20 protein-coding genes are annotated in these 20207 nt (G+C 43.5%); 13 read left to right on the top strand and 7 right to left on the bottom strand.

The window, feature by feature from the left end; translation table 11 throughout:
* Positions 1–165: 165 nt before the first annotated feature.
* Together pruA and BOD01S_RS09985 are read left to right on the top strand one after the other, a co-directional pair.
* A complete protein-coding gene (pruA, locus tag BOD01S_RS09990; protein ID WP_036154420.1) occupies positions 166–1710 on the top strand; it encodes an L-glutamate gamma-semialdehyde dehydrogenase in 1545 nt (514 codons plus the stop codon).
* 234 nt (positions 1711–1944) lie between these two features.
* Positions 1945–2352 carry a VOC family protein gene (locus BOD01S_RS09985; RefSeq protein ID WP_036154422.1) on the top strand — a complete coding sequence of 136 codons (408 nt, stop codon included), beginning with the start codon at positions 1945–1947 and terminating at the stop codon, positions 2350–2352.
* A 33-nt stretch (positions 2353–2385) separates the two neighbouring features.
* On the opposite strand, the gene BOD01S_RS09980 is transcribed toward BOD01S_RS09985, so the two are convergent.
* The 5 genes from BOD01S_RS09980 to BOD01S_RS09960 all read right to left on the bottom strand — a co-directional run bounded on the left by BOD01S_RS09980 (position 2386) and on the right by BOD01S_RS09960 (position 6730).
* A complete protein-coding gene (locus BOD01S_RS09980) occupies positions 2386–2610 on the bottom strand; it encodes a DUF2651 family protein (protein WP_036154424.1) in 225 nt (74 codons plus the stop codon).
* Positions 2611–2697: 87 nt separating this feature from the next.
* Entirely contained in the window at positions 2698–3774 is a 1077-nt protein-coding gene (locus tag BOD01S_RS09975) for a sulfate/molybdate ABC transporter ATP-binding protein (RefSeq protein ID WP_036154426.1), read from the bottom strand.
* A complete protein-coding gene (cysW, locus tag BOD01S_RS09970) occupies positions 3775–4629 on the bottom strand; it encodes a sulfate ABC transporter permease subunit CysW (RefSeq protein WP_036154428.1) in 855 nt (284 codons plus the stop codon).
* Between the two features lie 9 nt (positions 4630–4638).
* Positions 4639–5460, bottom strand: coding sequence for a sulfate ABC transporter permease subunit CysT (gene cysT, locus BOD01S_RS09965; RefSeq protein WP_036154430.1), 822 nt, complete (start codon positions 5458–5460; stop codon positions 4639–4641).
* Between the two features lie 226 nt (positions 5461–5686).
* Positions 5687–6730 carry a sulfate ABC transporter substrate-binding protein gene (locus tag BOD01S_RS09960; protein ID WP_036154432.1) on the bottom strand — a complete coding sequence of 348 codons (1044 nt, stop codon included), beginning with the start codon at positions 6728–6730 and terminating at the stop codon, positions 5687–5689.
* 425 nt (positions 6731–7155) lie between these two features.
* On the opposite strand from BOD01S_RS09960, the gene BOD01S_RS09955 reads away from it, so the two are divergent.
* Complete coding sequence (locus BOD01S_RS09955) at positions 7156–8118, top strand: YpdA family putative bacillithiol disulfide reductase (RefSeq protein WP_036154434.1); 963 nt, start codon at positions 7156–7158, stop codon at positions 8116–8118.
* Positions 8119–8214: 96 nt separating this feature from the next.
* Here BOD01S_RS09955 and BOD01S_RS09950 read toward each other — a convergent pair whose 3' ends face one another.
* Positions 8215–9255, bottom strand: coding sequence for an acyltransferase (locus tag BOD01S_RS09950; protein ID WP_036154435.1), 1041 nt, complete (start codon positions 9253–9255; stop codon positions 8215–8217).
* Positions 9256–9314: 59 nt separating this feature from the next.
* Complete coding sequence (locus tag BOD01S_RS09945) at positions 9315–10283, bottom strand: asparaginase (protein WP_036154438.1); 969 nt, start codon at positions 10281–10283, stop codon at positions 9315–9317.
* 88 nt (positions 10284–10371) lie between these two features.
* Between BOD01S_RS09945 and prsW the strand changes: the two genes are divergently transcribed.
* From prsW to BOD01S_RS09895, 10 genes are all read left to right on the top strand, one after another.
* Entirely contained in the window at positions 10372–11046 is a 675-nt protein-coding gene (prsW, locus tag BOD01S_RS09940; RefSeq protein ID WP_036154439.1) for a glutamic-type intramembrane protease PrsW, read from the top strand.
* Between the two features lie 94 nt (positions 11047–11140).
* On the top strand, positions 11141–11917 hold the full coding sequence (sleB, locus tag BOD01S_RS09935) for a spore cortex-lytic enzyme (RefSeq protein ID WP_036154441.1): 777 nt from the start codon (positions 11141–11143) through the stop codon (positions 11915–11917).
* A 9-nt stretch (positions 11918–11926) separates the two neighbouring features.
* Positions 11927–13174 (top strand): PepSY1/2 domain-containing protein, encoded by a 1248-nt coding sequence (locus BOD01S_RS09930; protein WP_036154443.1) that lies wholly within the window; start codon positions 11927–11929, stop codon positions 13172–13174.
* Between the two features lie 81 nt (positions 13175–13255).
* Positions 13256–13912 carry a flagellar brake protein gene (locus tag BOD01S_RS09925; RefSeq protein WP_036154445.1) on the top strand — a complete coding sequence of 219 codons (657 nt, stop codon included), beginning with the start codon at positions 13256–13258 and terminating at the stop codon, positions 13910–13912.
* 234 nt (positions 13913–14146) lie between these two features.
* A complete protein-coding gene (gene cmk, locus BOD01S_RS09920) occupies positions 14147–14821 on the top strand; it encodes a (d)CMP kinase (protein WP_036154446.1) in 675 nt (224 codons plus the stop codon).
* 262 nt (positions 14822–15083) lie between these two features.
* Entirely contained in the window at positions 15084–16229 is a 1146-nt protein-coding gene (gene rpsA / locus BOD01S_RS09915; RefSeq protein WP_036154448.1) for a 30S ribosomal protein S1, read from the top strand.
* A 290-nt stretch (positions 16230–16519) separates the two neighbouring features.
* Positions 16520–17830, top strand: coding sequence for a ribosome biogenesis GTPase Der (gene der / locus BOD01S_RS09910; protein WP_036154450.1), 1311 nt, complete (start codon positions 16520–16522; stop codon positions 17828–17830).
* Between the two features lie 20 nt (positions 17831–17850).
* On the top strand, positions 17851–18864 hold the full coding sequence (locus BOD01S_RS09905) for an NAD(P)H-dependent glycerol-3-phosphate dehydrogenase (protein ID WP_036154452.1): 1014 nt from the start codon (positions 17851–17853) through the stop codon (positions 18862–18864).
* Positions 18865–19076: 212 nt separating this feature from the next.
* Entirely contained in the window at positions 19077–19319 is a 243-nt protein-coding gene (locus BOD01S_RS09900; RefSeq protein WP_036154718.1) for a DUF2768 domain-containing protein, read from the top strand.
* An 18-nt stretch (positions 19320–19337) separates the two neighbouring features.
* Positions 19338–20141, top strand: a complete 804-nt coding sequence (locus BOD01S_RS09895; protein WP_036154454.1) for a hypothetical protein — start codon at positions 19338–19340, stop codon at positions 20139–20141.
* Positions 20142–20207: the final 66 nt, after the last annotated feature.

The raw sequence follows: 20207 nt of genomic DNA, 5'->3' as shown, positions 1-20207 counted from the left end.
CTTACAGTACATTCTAACATGTGCGACCATTCTAACAATTATTTTTTGGAATTGTGCAAAAAAAATCTTGATTTATGCAACTTAGTATTGCAGAATGTAAGTATATTAATCTGATATGTGCAAAAATTCTTTGCATTGTCATAGATATTGAGGAGGATACTTCGTATGATTCCATACAAACATGAACCATTTACTGACTTTTCGGTGGAGAAAAATAAACAAGATTATTTAGATGCATTAAAAAAAGTGGAAGCTGAGCTTGGCGGAGACTTCCCGTTAATCATTGGCGGAGAGCGCATTACAACAGAAGAGAAAATTGAGTCTTATAACCCGGCTGATAAAAGCCAGCTGATCGGACGCGTATCAAAGGCAAGCCAAGAGCTTGCAGAAAAAGCAATGCAGGAAGCTGAAAAGGCTTTCAAAACATGGAAAAAGGTAAAACCTGAAATCCGTGCAGACGTTCTATTCAAAGCAGCGGCAATCATCCGCCGCCGTAAGCATGAGTTCTCAGCTATTTTGACAAAAGAAGCTGGTAAGCCTTGGAACGAAGCAGATGCAGATACAGCAGAAGCAATCGACTTCCTTGAGTATTACGGTCGTCAAATGCTATCAATGAAGGATGGCCGTCCTGTGGAAAGCCGCCCGGGTGAATATAACCGTTATGACTATATTCCGCTTGGTATCGGTATTGTCATCTCACCATGGAACTTCCCGTTTGCAATTATGGCGGGTACAACAGTTGCAGCGGTTGTAACAGGTAATACAGTATTATTAAAACCGGCTTCTACAACACCGGTTGTTGCGTATAAATTCATTGAAGTATTAGAAGAAGCAGGCTTACCAGCAGGCGTTGTCAACTTTGTCCCAGGAAGCGGCGCAGAAGTAGGGGACTACTTAGTAGACCATCCGAAAACACGCTTTATCAGCTTTACAGGCTCACGTGATGTTGGACTACGTATCAATGAACGTGCATCTGTTCTAAACAAAGGGCAAGTTTGGATCAAACGTGTCATCGCTGAAATGGGCGGTAAAGATACGATTGTAGTAGATAAAGAAGCAGATTTAGAATTAGCTGCACAATCAATCGTCAAATCGGCGTTTGGCTTCTCTGGTCAAAAATGTTCAGCATGTTCTCGCGTTGTTATCGTAAAAGACGTTTATGATCAAGTAGTAGAGCGCGTAACAGAGCTGACAAAGGAATTAAAAGTAGGAAATCCAGTTGACCCGACAAACTTCATGGCAACTGTAATCGACCAAAATGCATTCAATAAAATTACGGAATACATCGAGATCGGTAAAAAAGAAGGCCGTCTTGTAGCAGGTGGAACAGCGGATGATTCAGTAGGGTACTTTGTACAGCCAACTGTATTCGTAGATGTAGATCCATCAGCACGCATCATGAAAGAAGAAATCTTCGGACCAGTCGTTGCGATTGCAAAAGCAGATACATTTGAAGAAGCGATCGATATCGCAAACGACACAGAATACGGTCTGACAGGTGCTGTTATCACGAAAAACCGTGAAAACTTGGAGTACGCTCGTGAAGAATTCCATGTCGGAAACCTTTACTTCAACCGCGGCTGTACAGGTGCAATCGTAGGCTACCAGCCATTCGGCGGCTTCAACATGTCAGGTACAGACTCTAAAGCAGGCGGTCCTGACTACTTAACACTGCATATGCAGGCAAAAACAACATCTGAAATGTTGTAACCCCCCTTTATATAAGGATAAATAATAAAGCAGTGCACTGCAGGTAAACTCAACTGTAAAGAGTTTGCCTGCAGTTTTGTTTTGCTTTCAAGACCTTTACATGAATAGGGGCGCAAAATGTATGTAAATGCCCTACAATTAGATAAAGGGATGTATTCTATTTTTCCTTCCTGCCGGAGAATAAATGGAGAAATGATATATTTTTAACTAAGAGATCAAAGGAGTCGATTTATAATGGAGAAAGTAACCCCGTTTTTAATGTTTCAGGATGGGAAAGCAGAAGAAGCAATGAATTTTTACACATCCCTAATCGAAGAATCAGAAATAACAAGTATTGTCCGCTATGGAGCGAATGAGGCAGGAGACGAAGGGACTGTCATGCAGGCTGCTTTTTCTTTAAAAGGCCAGGAATTCATGTGCATCGATAGTAATTTAAATCATGGATTTTCCTTTACTCCTTCGTTCTCTATTTTTCTTACTTGTGATACCGAAGAAGAAATAACTACTCTTTATGAGGAGCTGATCGAGGGGGGACAAGCCCTTATGCCGATTGGCGATTATGGGTTCAGCGAAAGGTTCGGCTGGGTGAATGATCGGTTTGGCGTATCATGGCAATTGAGTCTTCCATTGAAAAACGCTTAAGCCTTTCCGGCAATTCACTCTATTTATAGAAGGCTATTTCTTCTTCCTATATGTAAGTAAGCTGACAATAATCGATAGTACAGTAAAGATGACAGCCCAAAAGAAGAACGTTTCGTTGAAAACGGTATATGTCAGGATCGTAAATACGATAAAGGTAAGGATCGGGACGATGAACCACTGTGTAAATAAGAAGCTTCCGGTGATTGATGCTAAAACAACGACTAGTGGGCAAATAATAAGTACAAATAGAAATTCCATTGTTCCATCCCTCCTTTTTTGATTATACCATAAAATTCCTATTGCATATAGAAAGCCCGGGACACCGATTCCCAGGCTTTTAATATATTAAATGGAAAAATCCTCTGGAATAAAGACCTTTAACTGCTTTGGACGCACATATACGGTGTCCCCTTTTTGCACGCTGAGATGAAGGAATTGCTCCTTCGATAAAGCGGCTTCCAAATATTCCTCTTCATCCTGCCGCCTAAGCTCGACCTGCACATTTGGTCCGACAAGGTGGATATGTGTAATCGTGGCAGCAACTGTATCTACAGCCGACCTTTCTTTTTCAAGCACGATATCATGCGGACGGACGTAGCCGACTGCCTCGTCATACGTAGTGCCTTGTAAATCATCCGATACGTGCATTGTAAATGTTCCCTGAGTCAGCATCCCGTTATGGAGGCGACCTTTAAATAGATTGACATTCCCTAAAAAGTCATAGACGAATGGGCTTGCCGGTTTTTCATATACTTCTTCGGGAGTGCCGATCTGCTCGATTTTCCCGCCGTTCATAACGATAATCCGGTCTGCTACATCCAGTGCTTCTTCCTGATCGTGCGTGACGAAGATACTTGTAATATGGTACTCATCATGCAACTTTCGAAGCCAGCGACGGAGCTCCTTTCGCACCTTCGCATCGAGCGCGCCGAATGGTTCATCCAACAGCAGTACTTTCGGTTCTACAGCAAGCGCTCTGGCCAGTGCCACCCGCTGACGCTGCCCGCCGGAAAGCTGGGAAGGGTAGCGGTCGGCAAAACTTTCAAGCTTGACGAGGCTAAGCAGTTCATTCACTTTTTGTCTGATCGTTTCTTTGGAAGGGCGGTGTTTGCGTGGCCGTACTTTCAAGCCATATGCGACATTGTCAAATACCGTCATATGCCGAAATAGTGCATAGTGCTGAAAAACAAAGCCGACATTCCGCTCCTTTGGATTCACCTTCGTTATATTATGGCCGTCAAAAAGGATGCCCCCTTCATCGAGACTTTCCAGCCCGGCGATAATCCGCAGGAGAGATGTTTTTCCGGAGCCGGAAGGACCGAGCAGGGCGATGAGCTCTCCTGATTCGATTTCAACGGAGATGTTTTGCAAAGCCTGAAAGCTGCCGAATGCTTTTGATACGTTTTTAACTGAAATCCCCATTTAATGACCTCCTCCTTGTAGTCCTGATTTCCATTCGATGATATTTTTAATAATGATCGTAATGATTGCTAAAATGGACATAAGGGAAGCAACGGCAAACGCAGCAGCAAATTGATATTCATTGTACAAAATCTCAATATGAAGCGGCATGGTATTCGTCATGCCGCGAATATGTCCAGACACGACGGAGACAGCACCGAATTCCCCGATCGCGCGCGCATTGCATAAAATCATTCCATATAGTAACCCCCACTTAATATTAGGAAGTGTAACATAGATGAACGTTTTAAAGCCGCTTGCCCCTAAAGAAATGGACGCCTCCTCATCAGTCGTACCCTGTGTCTGCATTAGCGGAATAAGCTCGCGTGCCACAAAAGGCAGTGTGACAAATAATGTTGCGAGGACGATACCAGGCAGGGCAAACACAATTTTTATATCATTCATCATCAGCCACTCACCGATTAAACCTTGTGCCCCGAATAGCAAAATAAATGTCAGTCCGGCAATCACCGGGGAAATAGCAAATGGAAGGTCAATCAGTGTAATCAGCAAGTTCTTTCTTTTAAACGAAAACTTCGTGATACACCAGGCAGCAGCAATCCCGAAAATCGTGTTCAGCGGCACAACGATTATCGTTACAAGCAGTGTCAGCTTAATAGCGGCTAAGGCATCCGGGTGCGTAATAGATGCAATATATGTCTCCCAGCCCTTTTGAAAGGCAGTAACGAAAATGGAGACAAGCGGCAATACAAGAAATACCGCTAAAAACAGTAGAGAGACCGCTGTCAGGGCGATCCGCACAATCCGCGGCTCCTCTGTTGCCCGATACACTTTTAATTGATTCGCTTCGATCATAATCCCTCCTTAGCTCGGTAAAAACTTCCGGTTTGTATACCATTGAATTAAGTTAATAAGCAGCAGTAAAACAAATGAAAGTACAAGCATGACGGTGGCAACAGCAGTAGCGCCGACATAGTCGTACTGTTCTAGCTTCGTCATGATAATAAGCGGTGTAATCTCCGTTTTCATCGGCATATTACCGGCGATAAAGACAACCGAACCGTATTCGCCGAGCGCCCGGGCAAAGGCAAGCGAAAAGCCTGTCAAAATAGCGGGAAACAGCTCCGGAAAAATCACTTTCGTAAACGTCTGGAATCGATTGGCCCCAAGGCTTGCGGATGTCTCCTCTGCTTCCTGGCTGAAACTTTGCAGGACAGGCTGCACTGTCCGTACGACAAATGGCAGACCGATGAATGTCAGTGCAATAATAATCCCGATCGGCGTAAAGGCAATCTTAAAGCTGAAAAATTGGCCGAGCCATCCGTTCGGTGAGTATAAGGTTGTCAGTGCAATGCCGGCGACAGCGGTCGGCAGGGCAAACGGCAGGTCGACAAGACCATCGACAATCCGCTTAAATGGAAACCGGTAGCGGGTCAAAACCCAGGCAATCACTGTCCCGAAGACTACATTCACCAGCCCTGCTGCAAGCGCTGCACCAAAACTCAGCTTATAGGAAGCCATCACACGGGGGTGTGTAATTGTTTTCCAAAAGTCCCCCCAGCTCATGGATAATGTATTAAAAAAAATCATGGCAATAGGCAGCAGAACGAGAATACTAACATACAGCAGCGTGTAGCCGAGTGATAAAGAAAAGCCGGGAATGATGGCGGCTGATTTCTCTTTCAAGTGAACACCTCCTCTTTCGATAAACCCTTCATATGTATGAGAGTGTGAAACCGTAACGGGGCCACATAGTAAATAAAAATGTTCCAGCATGCCGGCCTATAAAGAGAAGACGGGGGGTGCCTTCTTTTTATGGACAGCTGCTGGGGGACAGTTTCTATGAAAATCACAAATGTGTGATGCATAGCTGGAATCATAGCGATAAAATGTCTAGCAAGGACCGGGATGATTACTGTTCGTAAATCTCATCAAAAGTGCCGCCGTCGGCAAAGTGTGTTGTCTGTGCTTTTTTCCAGCCGCCGAAATCCTCGATTGAGACTAGCTTTAGGGTAGGGAACTGATCTTTGTATTTAGCAAGAATTTCTTCATTACGCGGACGGTAGTAGTGTTCGGCTGCAATTTCCTGACCGATATCTGTATATAAGTAGTCAAGGTATGCTTTGGCTACCTCGCGTGTTCCCTTTTTATCCACTATTTTGTCAACGATTGCTACTGGCGGTTCTGCAAGAATACTTAAGGAAGGTGTGACGATTTCAAATTCATCCTTGCCAAGTTCGTTTAATGACAGATACGCCTCATTCTCCCAAGCAATAAGCACATCACCAATGCCGCGCTCTACGAATGTCGTTGTGGCACCGCGTGCTCCGGAATCAAGTACTTCGACATTGCCGTATAGATCCTTGATGAAGGATTTGGTTTTTGCTTCATCACCACCGTATTGTTCCTTCGCATATGCCCAGGCGGCTAAATAGTTCCAGCGGGCACCTCCGGACGTTTTAGGGTTAGGGGTAATGACGGATACACCGTCCTTCACCAGATCATCCCAGTCCTGAATGTTTTGCGGATTTCCTTTCCGGACAAGGAATACGATTGTCGACGTGTAGGGAGTCGCGTTGTTTTCGAACTCAGATTGCCAGTTGTCGTCCAGCAGGTCCCGCGCCTCGGAAATTTCATCGATATCATAGGCAAGAGCTAATGTGACAACATCAGCTTCCAGTCCGTCAATCACTGCGCGTCCTTGTTTTCCTGATCCACCGTGAGACTGCTGGATTGTTACTTTCTGACCTGTCTCTTTTTCCCAATGCTTTGCAAACTCTTCGTTAAATGCTTGGTAAAGCTCGCGTGTTGGGTCATAGGAAACATTCAATAGCTCGATAGCTTTAGAAGAATCAGCCGATGTCTCGACAGTTGCATCTTTAGATCCGCATGCGCCCAGCATTAATGCTGCCGCCAGCAGCAACACGGTGAATCCTCTGTTTTTTCTTTTCTCCATTTTTTCCACTCCTTTGTGAAATCAAAAAGGCAGAATGCACGCTAGAGGTACATTCTGCCTTCAGTTTTCTGATCAGCATATTCTATTGCTTGTTAAGGGCTAACCACTTACTTAAGCTTACGAAAACTTTAAATCAAACATAACATATCAGTCAACAAGGAATTATGATAAAAAGGTATTTCGGTTATTTCTGACTACCTGATGCCGGAAAGATAGTAAGTATGCAGCTTAAAACACAGTAAAATTACTACAGATAAATTGGCCTCGAAAAGAGTGGCAGGTTAAAAAAGAGAGGATATACTCCTTTGGGCGAAGTATCGCTATTTTATGCAAAAAAGACAAAAGGAAATTGGGCACAAGCTCGAAACAACGGGAAAAAAGGGGTACACTAGAAGTAATTGTACTTAAAAAAAGGAAGGTTATTTATGAAAAAAGTAGATGCAGTAATAGTCGGCGGAGGTCCTTGTGGTTTATCAGCAGCGATCGAGCTGCAAGAAATCGGGCTGAAACCAATTGTGATTGAAAAAGGGAATATCGTCAATGCGATTTATCATTATCCGACACATCAGACGTTTTTCAGTACGAGTGAAAAGCTGGCTATCGGGGATGTACCATTCATTATTGAAGAGCGTAAACCGCGCCGAAACCAGGCGCTTGTATATTACCGGGAAGTGGTGAAGGCAAAGGATATTCACGTAAACCGCTTTGAAAAGGTAGAGCGAGTAGAGAAAAAAGAAGGGCATTTTATTGTTTCGACAACAAAAGAACAATATGAAGCAGCATATGTCGTCATTGCGACAGGCTATTATGATAGCCCGAATTATATCGGAATCCCTGGGGAGGACTTGCCAAAGGTTTACCATTACTTTAAAGAGGCACATGAATTTTTCGATACGGATGTTGTCGTCATTGGGGGGAAAAATTCTGCCGTGGATGCCGCTCTTGAGCTGAACAAGGCGAAAGCACGCGTGACAGTTGTGTACCGGGGCAGTGAGTATTCTCCCAGTGTGAAGCCGTGGGTGCTCCCCGAATTTGATGCATGTGTGCGAAATGGAGAAATTAATATGCTGTTTGACAGCTGTGTAACAGAAATCCGTGAACAGGAAGTACTCGTCAATGTGGATGGCAAGGAGCAGATTCTGAAAAATGATTTTGTTTTTGCTATGACAGGCTACCATCCGGATCATGAATTTATCCGTAATATGGGGGTCAACATTGACGAGGAAACAGGCCGTCCGCAATTCGATTCTGAGACGATGGAAACGAATGTGGAGAACCTATTTATTGCAGGAGTTATTGCTGCAGGGAATAATGCAAATGAGATATTTATCGAAAACGGGCGTTTCCATGGCAAACTGATTGCTGATAAAATCAAAGGGATACGGTAAGTAAGAGGGATTATAAAAAATAAAAGCAGGAAGGATTTATGATAATCTTTCCTGCCGAAAGAAGGAGTCTGAAAAGCTGTTTTCACGGCTCCTTTTTTATATAATCCGCTTCACATAAGGGATTTTTGACAATATTGTCACCGTGATTAATGACAGGAACAACCCAATAACAACCTGAATCGGGATGCCGATTGCCGGATGAACAAGCACTTCATCACCATTTTGGAAATAGCGGCGGATCAAATCCAAAAAGAGCGGATGCACAAGGTAAATTCCGAAGCTTGTCCAGGAAATTTGTTTCAACAATCTGCCGGGGGAAAATTGTTCGTTCTGCTCCTGCCGCTTTGTAATAAAGTATTTAAAAAAGACGAATAATGCAATGGCCATTGCTAATACATTTGGTGTTGCATAGCCGAATGCATAGCTCGAAAACTGCTCCTGCTCAAAGGCAAATGCATTCGTCCGTAAAATGGTGGCGGCCGCACCAATAATCCCTGCGGTATAAATAATGATACGCAGTTTCTTTGATTGGTTATACCGCCCTAAATAAAACCCAAGCAGGATCATCCCCGTGAATTCAGTAAACGGGAAGTAATCAACGAGCTTATTCGGGATGAGAAAGTCATAGTACCGGAAAACCCCAAAAAACAGCAGATAAAGCATGACTGTATAGCCGACAAGCTGCTGAGTGGCATAGCGGCAAAATACATTAAACATAGGGATCAGCAGGTAGAGTGCGATCAGTGCATAAAAATACCATAAGTGATAATAGATCGTTGCATTCAAAAAAAGATCCCGGAATTCTATAAAGGATGGAGCGCTTTTATAAATGGCCAAGACACGCCATAAATAGTAAAAGATGGACCAAAACAGAAAGGGAATCAGGATTTTATTGGCTCGCTTTGTGAAAAAGTCCTTAAGGGATTCTTCTTTCCTGCCGAGCAAAAGTGCGCCTGAAATCATAAAGAATACAGGTACGCACCATCTTGCTAAGCTATTATAAATAATGCCTGCCTCCCACATCGAAAACTCTGCTTTCTGATATAGCGATGCATAGGGAGCGGCAGCATGGATGACCAGTACACCGATTATGGCAATGGCACGCAAGTAATCCATGAAAAAAACGCGTGGTTTCATACAGCACCTCTTCTAATTGATAAGGATTAGTTTAGTATGAAACCATTTGGAAGTATATATTACGCAAAAAATACCTTTAAGTCGATTGGCTTATGAGCCTGGTTGATGCCGATGAGCAGCTTGAGGCGGGCTTTTTGGCCGTTGATGCCATTCGCAAAAATGACACCCATATCCTCTAATTGCTTTCCGCCGCCATCATATCCGTATACTCCCTCTGCAATACCATTAAAGCAGCGCGATACGAGAACGACCGGAATATTATTGGCCACAAGTTTCTCAATTACTTTTGATACTGCCGGCGGAACATTTCCTTGACCAAGTCCTTCCAGCACAAGCCCGTCATAGCCGGATGCCATGACGGCTTCCAGGATATCAGCCTCCATCCCGGCGTATACCTTCAGGAGTGCCACACGCTTTGAGACCTCTTCAAGCGGAACATACTGTCTGCGGACAGGCTGCTGCTGGATATGAACCGCTTTTTTTGTTACTAATCCGATTGGGCCGTATTGCGGGCTTTGGAATGTATTAACACTGGAAGTCGAAGTTTTCGTGATGTTGAACGCCTGATGAATTTCATCATTCATGACAACAAGAACCCCTTTGTCACGTGCTTTATTATCACATGCGACGCGAATAGCCTCGATTAAATTATATACACCGTCCGCACCGAGTTCATTGGAAGACCGCATTGCTCCTGTTAGGACAATCGGGAAGTCGAAGCGGGTTGTTAAATCTAGAAAATAGGCTGTTTCCTCCAAAGTATCTGTTCCGTGGGTAATAACGACACCATCTATTGCGTATAATTGTGTCTGTTCGATAATTAAATTTCGTAATGTAAGCATCTCTTTTGGCGTAATGTGTGGGGAAGGAAGATTGAACGCTTCGATTTCTACTATATTAGCATAGCCTGCCAGCGTTTCTTTTGCGCCAATGAGCGGGTTGCGCTCGTTAACTAATACCGCTCCTTCTTCTCCCATTTTCATTGAAATTGTACCGCCTGTATGGATGAGCAGAATATTTTTTTTCATAAGAAAACCTCCTGTTTACACTTTCTTGTAGATGTTTTTGCTATAATAAAAGGGAAATTTTTTTCAGAATGGAAGGAGGGTACTAGACATGTTCATTTTAATATCAGCAGGTATTGCACCAGGTCTGGCCCTTCTCAGCTATTTTTATCTGCGGAACCAGATGTCCACGGAGCCCCGAAGAACTCTTCTTCACACCTTCATCTACGGTGCTATCATTACTTTCCCGATCATGTTCATCCAATATGTGTCAGAGGAGGAAGGGACCTTCTCAAATCCTTTTTTATCGGATGTTATTTTTGCGAGTTCGATCGAAGAATTTTTCAAATGGTTTGTCATCTTTGTCGCCATATTGCGTCACGTAGAATTTGATGACCCATATGATGGGATTTTATATGGTGCAGCCGTTTCCCTTGGGTTTGCCAGCGTTGAAAATGTTCTCTATCTCTTATCATTCGGAATCGATACGGCCTTTTTGCGTGCGATCCTTCCTGTATCAAGTCATGCGCTGTTCGGCGTGGTCATGGGCTATTATTTTGGGAAAAGCAAATTTTCAAAGGATAATAAACAGCTAGAATACCTGATACTTGCATTTCTTGCACCTGTTCTCCTACATCTTAGTTATAACACAATTTTAACGCTGAAGGGCCATCTCATTTACTTGATGCTGCCGTTTATGTTGTTTTTATGGTGGTTTGGCTTGCGTAAGGTGAAACAGGCACATCGACATCTTGTTCAGCATCTATATGAAAATAATAAAATATAAATGGCTTTTGTTCACAATTTTCGTGTACAAAAGCTTTTTTTTGTGTATAAAAAGTGGCTGTTTTTCCATCCTACGTAAAAAGGAGTGATTCGCGATGATAAAAAAATGGTCATCATCAATTTTGGTTGTGTATTTATTGATCATTTCATTCATCCCATTGCAAGCAAATGCTTTTTCCTCCCAGGTTGTGGAGCGGGGAGCGTTTGGTGATGATGTCATTGAATTACAGGCGAGGCTGCAGTATATCGGATATTACGATGGCAATATTGATGGCGTCTTTGGCTACGGCACGTACTGGGCATTGAGAAACTTCCAGTCTGATTATGGGCTGAAGGTTGACGGCGTGGCAGGAACTGGTACAAAGAAGGCACTTGTTAACAACACTGACTATGACAGGGCATGGGTAATGGAACAAATCAATAAGGGAAGACGCTTCACTTATTATGGTGGTATTCCGCTAGAACAGCAGGTGAAGCAGGGAACAAAGAATAGCCAGGTCCAACTGCCGGGCAAATATTCCGAACAGGACTTGCAGCTAATGGCCAATGCTGTATACGGAGAAGCACGTGGAGAGCCGTATGAGGGGCAGGTAGCTGTCGCAGCAGTCATCTTAAACCGACTGGAATCCAATGAGTTCCCGAACACAATTTCAGAAATTATCTTCCAGCCGCGGGCATTTACAGCGGTTGCGGACGGGCAGATTTGGCTGGAGCCCAATGATCGTGCGAAGCAGGCTGTTTTAGATGCTATGAACGGTTGGGACCCATCTGAAAACGCATTATACTATTTCAACCCGGAAACAGCTACAAGTCCGTGGATTTGGTCACGGCCACAAATAAAACAGATAGGTGAGCATATTTTCTGCTACTAGAGGTGGATGATGAAAAATAGTTTATATTTAGTTGGGATATTATTGGTTGCAGTGCTGCTTTATGCGGTAGATCTAACGAAACAAAACAATGAGCTAAAGCAATCGATGCATGCTTATTATACGAATGAAATGGCGGCTGCCTCCGCTAAAATGACCCAGCTGTCGCAGGCTATCAATCAAGCGCAGCTTTTTGAGGATGGTGAGGCGCGGGACAACGAGATGCAGTCGATTTGGCGAATCAGTAACGACTTGCGCAATTCTATCGGGAAGCTTCCAATTCATAATGGAGTAGCCAATGATATGATGAGTTACCTCGGACGGATGGGAGATCAGGCAAAGAGCGGTACACAAGGGGACTGGCAAGCTATCGCCCAAAATATGAATAGTCTGAAGGAAGAATGGAATGTTGCCACGGCAAGATTTTTCTCGACGGGCAGCAATTATGACACATGGGCAGATGGGCTGTTAGAAGAAAAATCTCCATTCCAGACGGTCTCGGCCAACTTGAAGAGCTACCAGGAGACTGATTTCCCCCTGACTGCCAGCGAATCAGATTATGAGAAGAAACGAGATCTTGTCCATTTAACGGATAAGGAAGTGACGAAGGATGAGGCATTGCAAAAGATGCGTGAGTTATTCCCGTCGACTGACGGAGCAACGGTAACCGTATCCATGAATGCAGATGATGCAGCCTATCCGTTCTATCATATTCAATTCGCGCGCGGCTCGCGTTTAGGCTATGCTGATATTACGAAAAAAGGCGGCCATATCCTTTCGTTCTTACTGGAACGACCGGCGAATGACCCGCAAGTGACACAGCAGCAGGCACGTGAGATGGCTACTAGCTTTTTACAGAAGGCTGGATATACGGATGCTGTCTATGTAGAAGCAAGGGAAAACCATGAAGCATGGCACTTTGTCTTCTCACGTAAATCAGGAGACGCAATTGTTTATCCGGACAGCATCCAGTTGAAGCTTGCAAAAGATACAGGCGAGCTATTAGGGCTCAATGCGATGGAATATATACAAAAAGAAAATCTCCCTGATACAACACCGGTAGAGCTTGCTATGGAAAATTATTTTGCTGATGGTGTAAATGTTGAGGAGACAAAACTTGTATACGCGGAAAATACAGGCCGTGAATTAGTGCTTTGTTATGAAGTGATTGCTAGATTAGATCATGAGCAGAACGAAACCTTCCGGGTATTAATAGACGCGAATACCCATAAAGTCGTCCAGATTGAGCAATTAGTCTGATGAAAAATTCCCTCTATATCTAGAAAAAATACCAAATCCATGACATAATAGAACTACTAAACGATGGTTGAGGGGAACTACATGGAACTAAAAATCGGGACAATGTTGATATTGGAGCCTACGTATACAGATAGTGTTGAAAAGCTGCGATGTAAGGTTGTAGAGCAGAATGAGCATGCCATCTACATCGATTATCCTGTAAATACGGAGACAAAAAGAACGGCTTTCTTAGTAGACGGCGCACAATTCCGGGCTACCTTTCACACAGAGGCCAAGCAGAGCTTTGCCTTCAATACAGAAGTGCTTGGGCGTAAAAAGGGAAATATCCCTATGATTATGCTGAAAGTTCCACCCGAGGATGAATTTATTAAAATTCAGCGCAGGGAATATGTACGGGTAGAAACAGCCGTGGATATCGCTGTAGGGCATGAAGAGCGCTATAATCAATTTGTAAGCGCTGATATAAGTGCAGGAGGAATATTGCTGCATATAAACCAATCTGTCACATTTAAAGAAGGAGATGTCGTTCAGCTGACAATCGTCCTGCCGTATTTGAACGGCGATATGCGCTATGTAATCACTGATGCTAGTGTCATCAGTATTTTCGAACGGAATGGCCAGCGCTATGCCTCCATGCAGTTTAAAGATACAGATGATCTGGATAAGCAGTATATTGTACGCTTTTGCTTTGAGCGCCAGCTGCACATCCGCAAGAAAGAAATGAATACACCAGTTTGAGGCCACCGGAAACGGTGGCTTTTTTATTACATTTGTTGCACGGGAACTGTTAAAACAATAAAAAGTATAGGTTCAGAAGTATTTTTTGCTTGCACTATGTGGATAATGGGACTCTAAACAGCATGGAAATCAAAAAGGTGAATTTAGAAAACAAATGGTCCGTACATCCATCGTTCAGACAGGTCAAATTTTGAAGGAATATGGTACAATGGGGAAGGAAAGTAGGGATTATTTATGGCAAAGAATATTCAAATTGCGATTGACGGTCCGGCTGGAGCGGGGAAAAGCACGATCGCAAAAATTGTAGCAGAAAAATTAGGCTATACGTATATCGATACGGGGGCGATGTATCGCGCCGTAACGTATAAAGCACTTTGTACAGGCATACAATTAGAAGACGCGCAGGCTCTTGAAAAAATGCTCCGCGCGACAGAGATTCGGCTGCAGCCTTCACAGGAAGGACAACTTGTCTTTGTTGATGGCGAGAACGTGTCGGCGCCTATCCGCTCAAATGAAGTGACAGCGAACGTTTCCCAGGTGGCGGCTTATGCGAATATCCGGGAGATTCTTGTAGCGATGCAGCAGCAGCTTGCCGAACAAGGCGGGGTTGTAATGGACGGAAGAGATATCGGGACGCATGTATTGCCAAATGCAGAGCTGAAAATCTTCATGTCAGCTTCTGTAGAGGAGCGTGCACGCCGACGCCAATTGGATAATGAAAAACGGGGTATCCCATCATCCATTGAAAGTCTGATAGAAGAAATTGCCCTGCGCGATAAAAAGGACAGCGAACGGGAAGCATCTCCCCTTATTCAAGCAGAGGATGCAATGTATTTGGATACGACTCAGCTATCAATTGACGCAGCTGCTGAAGCCATTTTAAAATTAGCGAAAGAAAAAATAGCATAATCTCTCGAAAATAAGCATGAAATTATTTTGTTTGGGTAATGTGTAAATAGATAGCAGCTTACGCAATTGGCCGTTAAGGTTTTCCCCCGTACATTTTAGTAGGCAAATGTAGGATTTCCGGCGACCTATGCGTTTAAAAAGGCAAGAAAAATAGAGTTTTTCCCATCGATTACATGAAATTTCTGAAAAAAAGGGAAATTTTTTGTTTTTATATTTATTTTCGAATAAAATAAAAAGTGGAAGATGCGAAGGAGGGTTACATATGTCTGAAGAAATGAACTTAAGTGTAAACGAAGGATTTCAAGAAGGAGATATCGTAAAGGGTGTTGCTGAGCAGGTAGATGAAAAATCAGTAACAGTTACTATAGAAGGTGCTCCATTCGATGGGATTGTCCCAATTAGCGAACTATCAAGCTTACACATCGAAAAGGCTTCTGATGCTGTATCGGTGGGTGATACACTAGAACTAATGATCACTAAGGTGGAAGAAGAGAACTTCGTGCTGTCAAAACGCAAAGTAGATGCGTTAAAGGCATGGGATGACCTTATTCAGAAATATGAATCAGGTGAGGTATTCGAAGCTGAGGTGAAGGATGTAGTGAAGGGCGGCTTAGTCGTTGATTTAGGCGTGCGTGGCTTCGTTCCTGCATCATTAGTCGAAGATTACTTTGTAGAGGACTTTGAAGACTATAAAGGGAAAACAATGAGCTTTAAAATTACAGAGCTTGATAAGGAAAAGGGCCGCCTTATTCTCTCTCACCGCGCTGTTGTGGAAGAAGAGAAGGCTTCGAAGAAACAGGAAGTCATCCATAATATTAAAGAAGGCGATGTTCTGGATGGCAAGGTACAGCGCCTGGCAAGTTTCGGTGCTTTTGTGGATCTTGGCGGAATCGACGGCCTTGTGCATATCTCCCAAGTAGCACATGAGCATATTGATGACGTATCAACTGTACTTTCAGAAGGACAAGAAGTGAAGGTAAAGGTACTTTCAGTCGATCATGATAATGAAAGAATCGCCCTGTCTATTAAAGAAACACTCCCTGGACCATGGGCGGGTGTGGAAGAAAAAGCTGCCAAAGGTTCAATTTTAACTGGTAAAGTAAAACGCCTTGTATCATTTGGTGCTTTTGTAGAAGTGTTCCCAGGTATCGAAGGGCTCGTACACATTTCACAAATTTCCCACAAGCATATCAATACACCGCATGAGGCGCTGAAAGAAGGCCAGGAAGTACAAGTAAAGGTGCTTGATGTTAATGAAGCGGAACGCCGCCTGTCATTGAATATTAAAGACTTGATAGAAAACCCTGATAAAGAAGAGGAGTTCGACTACGAACTTCCGGAAGAGAATACGGGCTTCTCATTCAGTGATGTGATTGGCGATCAGTTGAAGAAATTTACTGAAAAGTAAGCAGTAAATTGTAACAGATTACGTCTGTTTCATGAAAAGGCAAAGTCGTTTTATGACTTTGCTTTTTCGTCTTTTTATGAAGGTTTCTGATGTAGGATACTTGCAAACACCCGTCAGCCAAACCGAGGAGACAAAAGCAAGGCGGCAGTGGAAGGCTTTCTTTAAAATGTGCAGGGAAAGGGTATGATAATAAATAACGGAAGCGGTTTTGAATGTTGTGAAAACATGCTATACTGTCAAGATTGATGTATAATACACATTTGAGAAGAAGTTTGGAAGGATGATAACAGATGACAAAACCAGTAATCGCCATCGTTGGTCGTCCGAACGTAGGTAAATCGACAATTTTCAACCGTATTGTTGGAGAGCGTGTATCGATCGTGGAAGATATTCCAGGCGTAACACGCGACCGTATTTATAGTTCGGCAGATTGGTTAGCACATGAATTCAACATTATTGATACAGGCGGGATTGAAATCGGGGACGAACCGTTTTTAGAACAGATCCGCCAACAGGCTGAAATTGCCATTGATGAAGCGGATGTCATTATCTTTATGACAAACGGCCGTGAAGGTGTAACAGCTGCTGATGAGCAGGTTGCCAAGATTTTATATAAAACAAAGAAACCGGTTGTATTAGCCGTTAATAAAATTGACAACCCGGACATGCGTGAAATGATTTATGATTTTTATTCACTTGGCTTTGGCGATCCGTTCCCGATTTCAGGCTCGCACGGTATTGGGCTTGGGGATTTATTGGACGAGTGTGCAAAGCATTTCCCGAAAGAGGATGAAGCACAATATGATGAAGATGTCATCAAGTTCTCTTTAATCGGCCGACCAAATGTAGGCAAATCCTCTTTAGTAAATGCATTCCTAGGTCAGGACCGCGTCATCGTGTCTGATATCGCCGGCACAACGCGTGATGCGATCGATACACCATATACGTATGAAGACCAGGAGTATGTGATTATTGATACAGCAGGGATGCGTAAAAAAGGAAAAGTGTACGAAACGACGGAGAAGTATTCCGTATTACGTGCACTACGAGCGATTGAACGTTCAGATGTTGTATTGGTCGTGCTAAATGCAGATGAGGGTATTCAGGAGCAGGACAAAAAAATTGCAGGATATGCCCATGAGGCCGGAAAAGCGATTGTGATTGTCGTGAATAAATGGGATGCCATTGAAAAAGACGAGAAAACAATGAATTTCTATACACAGCAAATCCGCGAGCACTTCTTATTCCTTGATTATGCACCGCTTGTCTTTGTATCAGCGAAAACGAAGCAGCGTGTTCACCAGATTTTGCCGGTGATTCAGCGGGTTAGTGAAAACCATGCGATGCGTATCCAGTCTTCTATCTTAAACGAAGTGATTGAAGATGCGGTAGCCCGTAATCCGGCTCCAGCCGACAAAGGACGCCGTCTACGTATTTATTATGCGACACAGGTTGCGATCAAACCGCCAACATTTGTTGTATTTGTCAATGATCCGGAGCTGATGCACTTCTCTTATGAGCGTTTCTTAGAGAACCGTATCCGTGAGACATTTGACTTTGAGGGAACTCCAATTCGTTTAATTACACGTGCGCGTGATTAATTCGGTAAGGGGGAGATTGGATGGAACAAGTAACGGTACTAGGGGCTGGATCCTGGGGAACAGCGCTGGCTATTGTACTGGCTGAAAATGGCCATGACACGCTTTTATGGACACACCGCCAGGATCAAGCAGATGAAATTAACAATGAACATACAAATAAAAAATATTTGCCGAGTACAGTGCTGCCGGCTAATTTACGTGCTACAGCGTCCTTGGAGGAGGCTACAAAGCACGGAAAGACTATTGTAGTGGCAGTGCCGACAAAGGCGATACGGGAAGTGTGCGGCGAGCTGTCGAAGCTGTTGACGGAACCGAAGCTATTTGTTCATGTGTCGAAGGGAATTGAACCTGATTCCTTGCTGCGTATTTCCGAGTTGATGAAGGAAAGCATGAAACCGGAGCAAATCGAAGAAATTGTTGTGCTATCCGGACCTTCTCATGCAGAGGAAGTTGTGCTGCAGCACCCGACAACAGTAACGGCAGCTTCAGAGTCACTTGCAGCGGCGGAAAAAGTGCAAGATTTATTCATGAGCCAGTATTTCCGTGTTTATACGAACGATGATGTAATCGGTGTAGAAATCGGCGGGGCACTAAAAAACGTTATCGCGCTTGCAGCCGGTATAACTGATGGTTTATCGTATGGAGATAATGCAAAAGCGGCGCTTATTACGCGGGGCCTTGCTGAAATTACACGTCTTGGCGTCAAAATGGGCGGAAACCCATTTACGTTTGCAGGGCTGACGGGTATGGGCGACTTGATCGTTACATGTACAAGTGTGCACTCCAGGAACTGGCGAGCTGGTAATATGCTCGGGAAAGGCCTGAAGCTAAACGAGGTATTGGAGCAGATGGGGATGGTTGTTGAAGGCGTACGTACGACGAAAGCAGCTTATCAACTAGCTCAGAAGCATGATGTGCCAATGCCGCTTACAACAGCTCTCTATGAAGTGTTATTCAACGACAAGGAGCCAAAGCAGGCTGTTGATGAGCTCATGATCCGCATGAAGAAGGCAGAAATTGACGAGTTGCGGTAAAAATAAGCAGCGTTTTTTGAACAATGCTGAATTCGATTGTTTGACCGGTAGTTTATGCAAACGGCTGCTGGGAGAATTTTAATAATTTGTTCACAATATAGGAGGCACACGTATGTGTCTCCTATTCTTTTATGTTAGAAAACGGTATAATTACTAGCAGTGTGAATTTTGAAACAGGAAAGGCGGTTTTTTCTTTGAATCCAGTTTTATTAATGGATCACTCAATATTTGTTCTTAACACACGCGGTCCGCTGGCGGCTATGCCTGCTATGGATGTGATGTGGGTTTCCTTTTATTCCATCGCTTTAATGTTGGTTGCCGTTTTAATCGTATCTGCGGTCCGCAAATGGATACATAATGGAGTTTTATCATTTATTTTCAGGATGGTTGCATTTGGCCTATTCCTTATAGGAACTATTTTAATGGTGCTGGTTGTAGCTACATGGCCGGCTTAAAGGATGGAAGGTGAAAAAATGAAGAAGTATTTGCTAATTGGGCTTGTATGCGTCGTATCGATCATCCTGTCGGCATGCGGCAGCTTATATAAGGATGAAGAGCAGGAAAGAGTACAGCAAACCCCTGATCCGGATCTGCTGAATTCTGTACAGCGGGCAGTCGATGCTTATCAACAGGATACAGGAGTATTACCAATTAAAAATAGTGAAGAAGATACCGATCTATTTGTCAAATATCAAATTGATTTCTCAAGGCTTACGAACGGAGGATACCTTGTAAAATCACCGGAAAATTCATTTGAACAAGGGGGGATCTTCCAGTATGTTATTTGGAATGCGGAGGAAACGCCTACTGTGAAATTGGTTGACCTGCGAATGACAGAACGGCTACGCGAAGTAAATATCCGCTTTATGGCTACTAAGTACCCTCAGTTTAAAGACCGTGTGGCAGATTATGTTTATACGATCAACTTTGATAATATTGGCTATAAAACGGATATAGCAGTGGATAGTCCGTATTCAAATAATCTTTTGCCGCTTGTTGTGTCAAGCGAGGGTGACGTATATGTTGATTATTCAATCGATCTGCAGCGGATGATTGAGGATAAAAAACTAAAGCCGGTACCGGGGGAAGACATCCGGTTTTTATTAGCGGATGAATACCCGGTAATCCCTGCTTATTCTCTGCCTTACACGGTAAATGAAAACAATGAAGTAGTTTTTATGTATGATCCGGTAACAGAAAGAGAACAGCGAAAAGAGCAGTTGCGGCAAGAGCAGCAAGAACTAGAACAGAACAAACAAGAAAATAGTGAAAAATAATGGAATGCTTCTCGTAATTTACGAGAAGCATTTTTCATATTCTGTTATGGAATTCATACAATGATA

Source organism: Lysinibacillus odysseyi 34hs-1 = NBRC 100172, assembly GCF_001591965.1.
GTDB lineage: Bacteria > Bacillota > Bacilli > Bacillales_A > Planococcaceae > Lysinibacillus_B > Lysinibacillus_B odysseyi.
Note: the sequence above shows the minus strand (reverse complement) of the source record. Positions and strands in the feature narration are given on the sequence as shown.

Bases quoted from the DNA above. Each gene is read 5' to 3' on its own strand.
- pruA (WP_036154420.1), top strand. From the start codon at position 166: ATGATTCCATACAAACATGAACCATTTACTGACTTTTCGGTGGAGAAA.
- BOD01S_RS09985 (WP_036154422.1), top strand. From the start codon at position 1,945: ATGGAGAAAGTAACCCCGTTTTTAATGTTTCAGGATGGGAAAGCAGAA.
- BOD01S_RS09980 (WP_036154424.1), bottom strand. From the start codon at position 2,610: ATGGAATTTCTATTTGTACTTATTATTTGCCCACTAGTCGTTGTTTTA.
- BOD01S_RS09975 (WP_036154426.1), bottom strand. From the start codon at position 3,774: ATGGGGATTTCAGTTAAAAACGTATCAAAAGCATTCGGCAGCTTTCAG.
- cysW (WP_036154428.1), bottom strand. From the start codon at position 4,629: ATGATCGAAGCGAATCAATTAAAAGTGTATCGGGCAACAGAGGAGCCG.
- BOD01S_RS09960 (WP_036154432.1), bottom strand. From the start codon at position 6,730: ATGGAGAAAAGAAAAAACAGAGGATTCACCGTGTTGCTGCTGGCGGCA.
- BOD01S_RS09955 (WP_036154434.1), top strand. From the start codon at position 7,156: ATGAAAAAAGTAGATGCAGTAATAGTCGGCGGAGGTCCTTGTGGTTTA.
- BOD01S_RS09950 (WP_036154435.1), bottom strand. From the start codon at position 9,255: ATGAAACCACGCGTTTTTTTCATGGATTACTTGCGTGCCATTGCCATA.
- BOD01S_RS09945 (WP_036154438.1), bottom strand. From the start codon at position 10,283: ATGAAAAAAAATATTCTGCTCATCCATACAGGCGGTACAATTTCAATG.
- prsW (WP_036154439.1), top strand. From the start codon at position 10,372: ATGTTCATTTTAATATCAGCAGGTATTGCACCAGGTCTGGCCCTTCTC.
- sleB (WP_036154441.1), top strand. From the start codon at position 11,141: ATGATAAAAAAATGGTCATCATCAATTTTGGTTGTGTATTTATTGATC.
- BOD01S_RS09930 (WP_036154443.1), top strand. From the start codon at position 11,927: ATGAAAAATAGTTTATATTTAGTTGGGATATTATTGGTTGCAGTGCTG.
- BOD01S_RS09925 (WP_036154445.1), top strand. From the start codon at position 13,256: ATGGAACTAAAAATCGGGACAATGTTGATATTGGAGCCTACGTATACA.
- cmk (WP_036154446.1), top strand. From the start codon at position 14,147: ATGGCAAAGAATATTCAAATTGCGATTGACGGTCCGGCTGGAGCGGGG.
- rpsA (WP_036154448.1), top strand. From the start codon at position 15,084: ATGTCTGAAGAAATGAACTTAAGTGTAAACGAAGGATTTCAAGAAGGA.
- der (WP_036154450.1), top strand. From the start codon at position 16,520: ATGACAAAACCAGTAATCGCCATCGTTGGTCGTCCGAACGTAGGTAAA.
- BOD01S_RS09905 (WP_036154452.1), top strand. From the start codon at position 17,851: ATGGAACAAGTAACGGTACTAGGGGCTGGATCCTGGGGAACAGCGCTG.
- BOD01S_RS09900 (WP_036154718.1), top strand. From the start codon at position 19,077: ATGGATCACTCAATATTTGTTCTTAACACACGCGGTCCGCTGGCGGCT.
- BOD01S_RS09895 (WP_036154454.1), top strand. From the start codon at position 19,338: ATGAAGAAGTATTTGCTAATTGGGCTTGTATGCGTCGTATCGATCATC.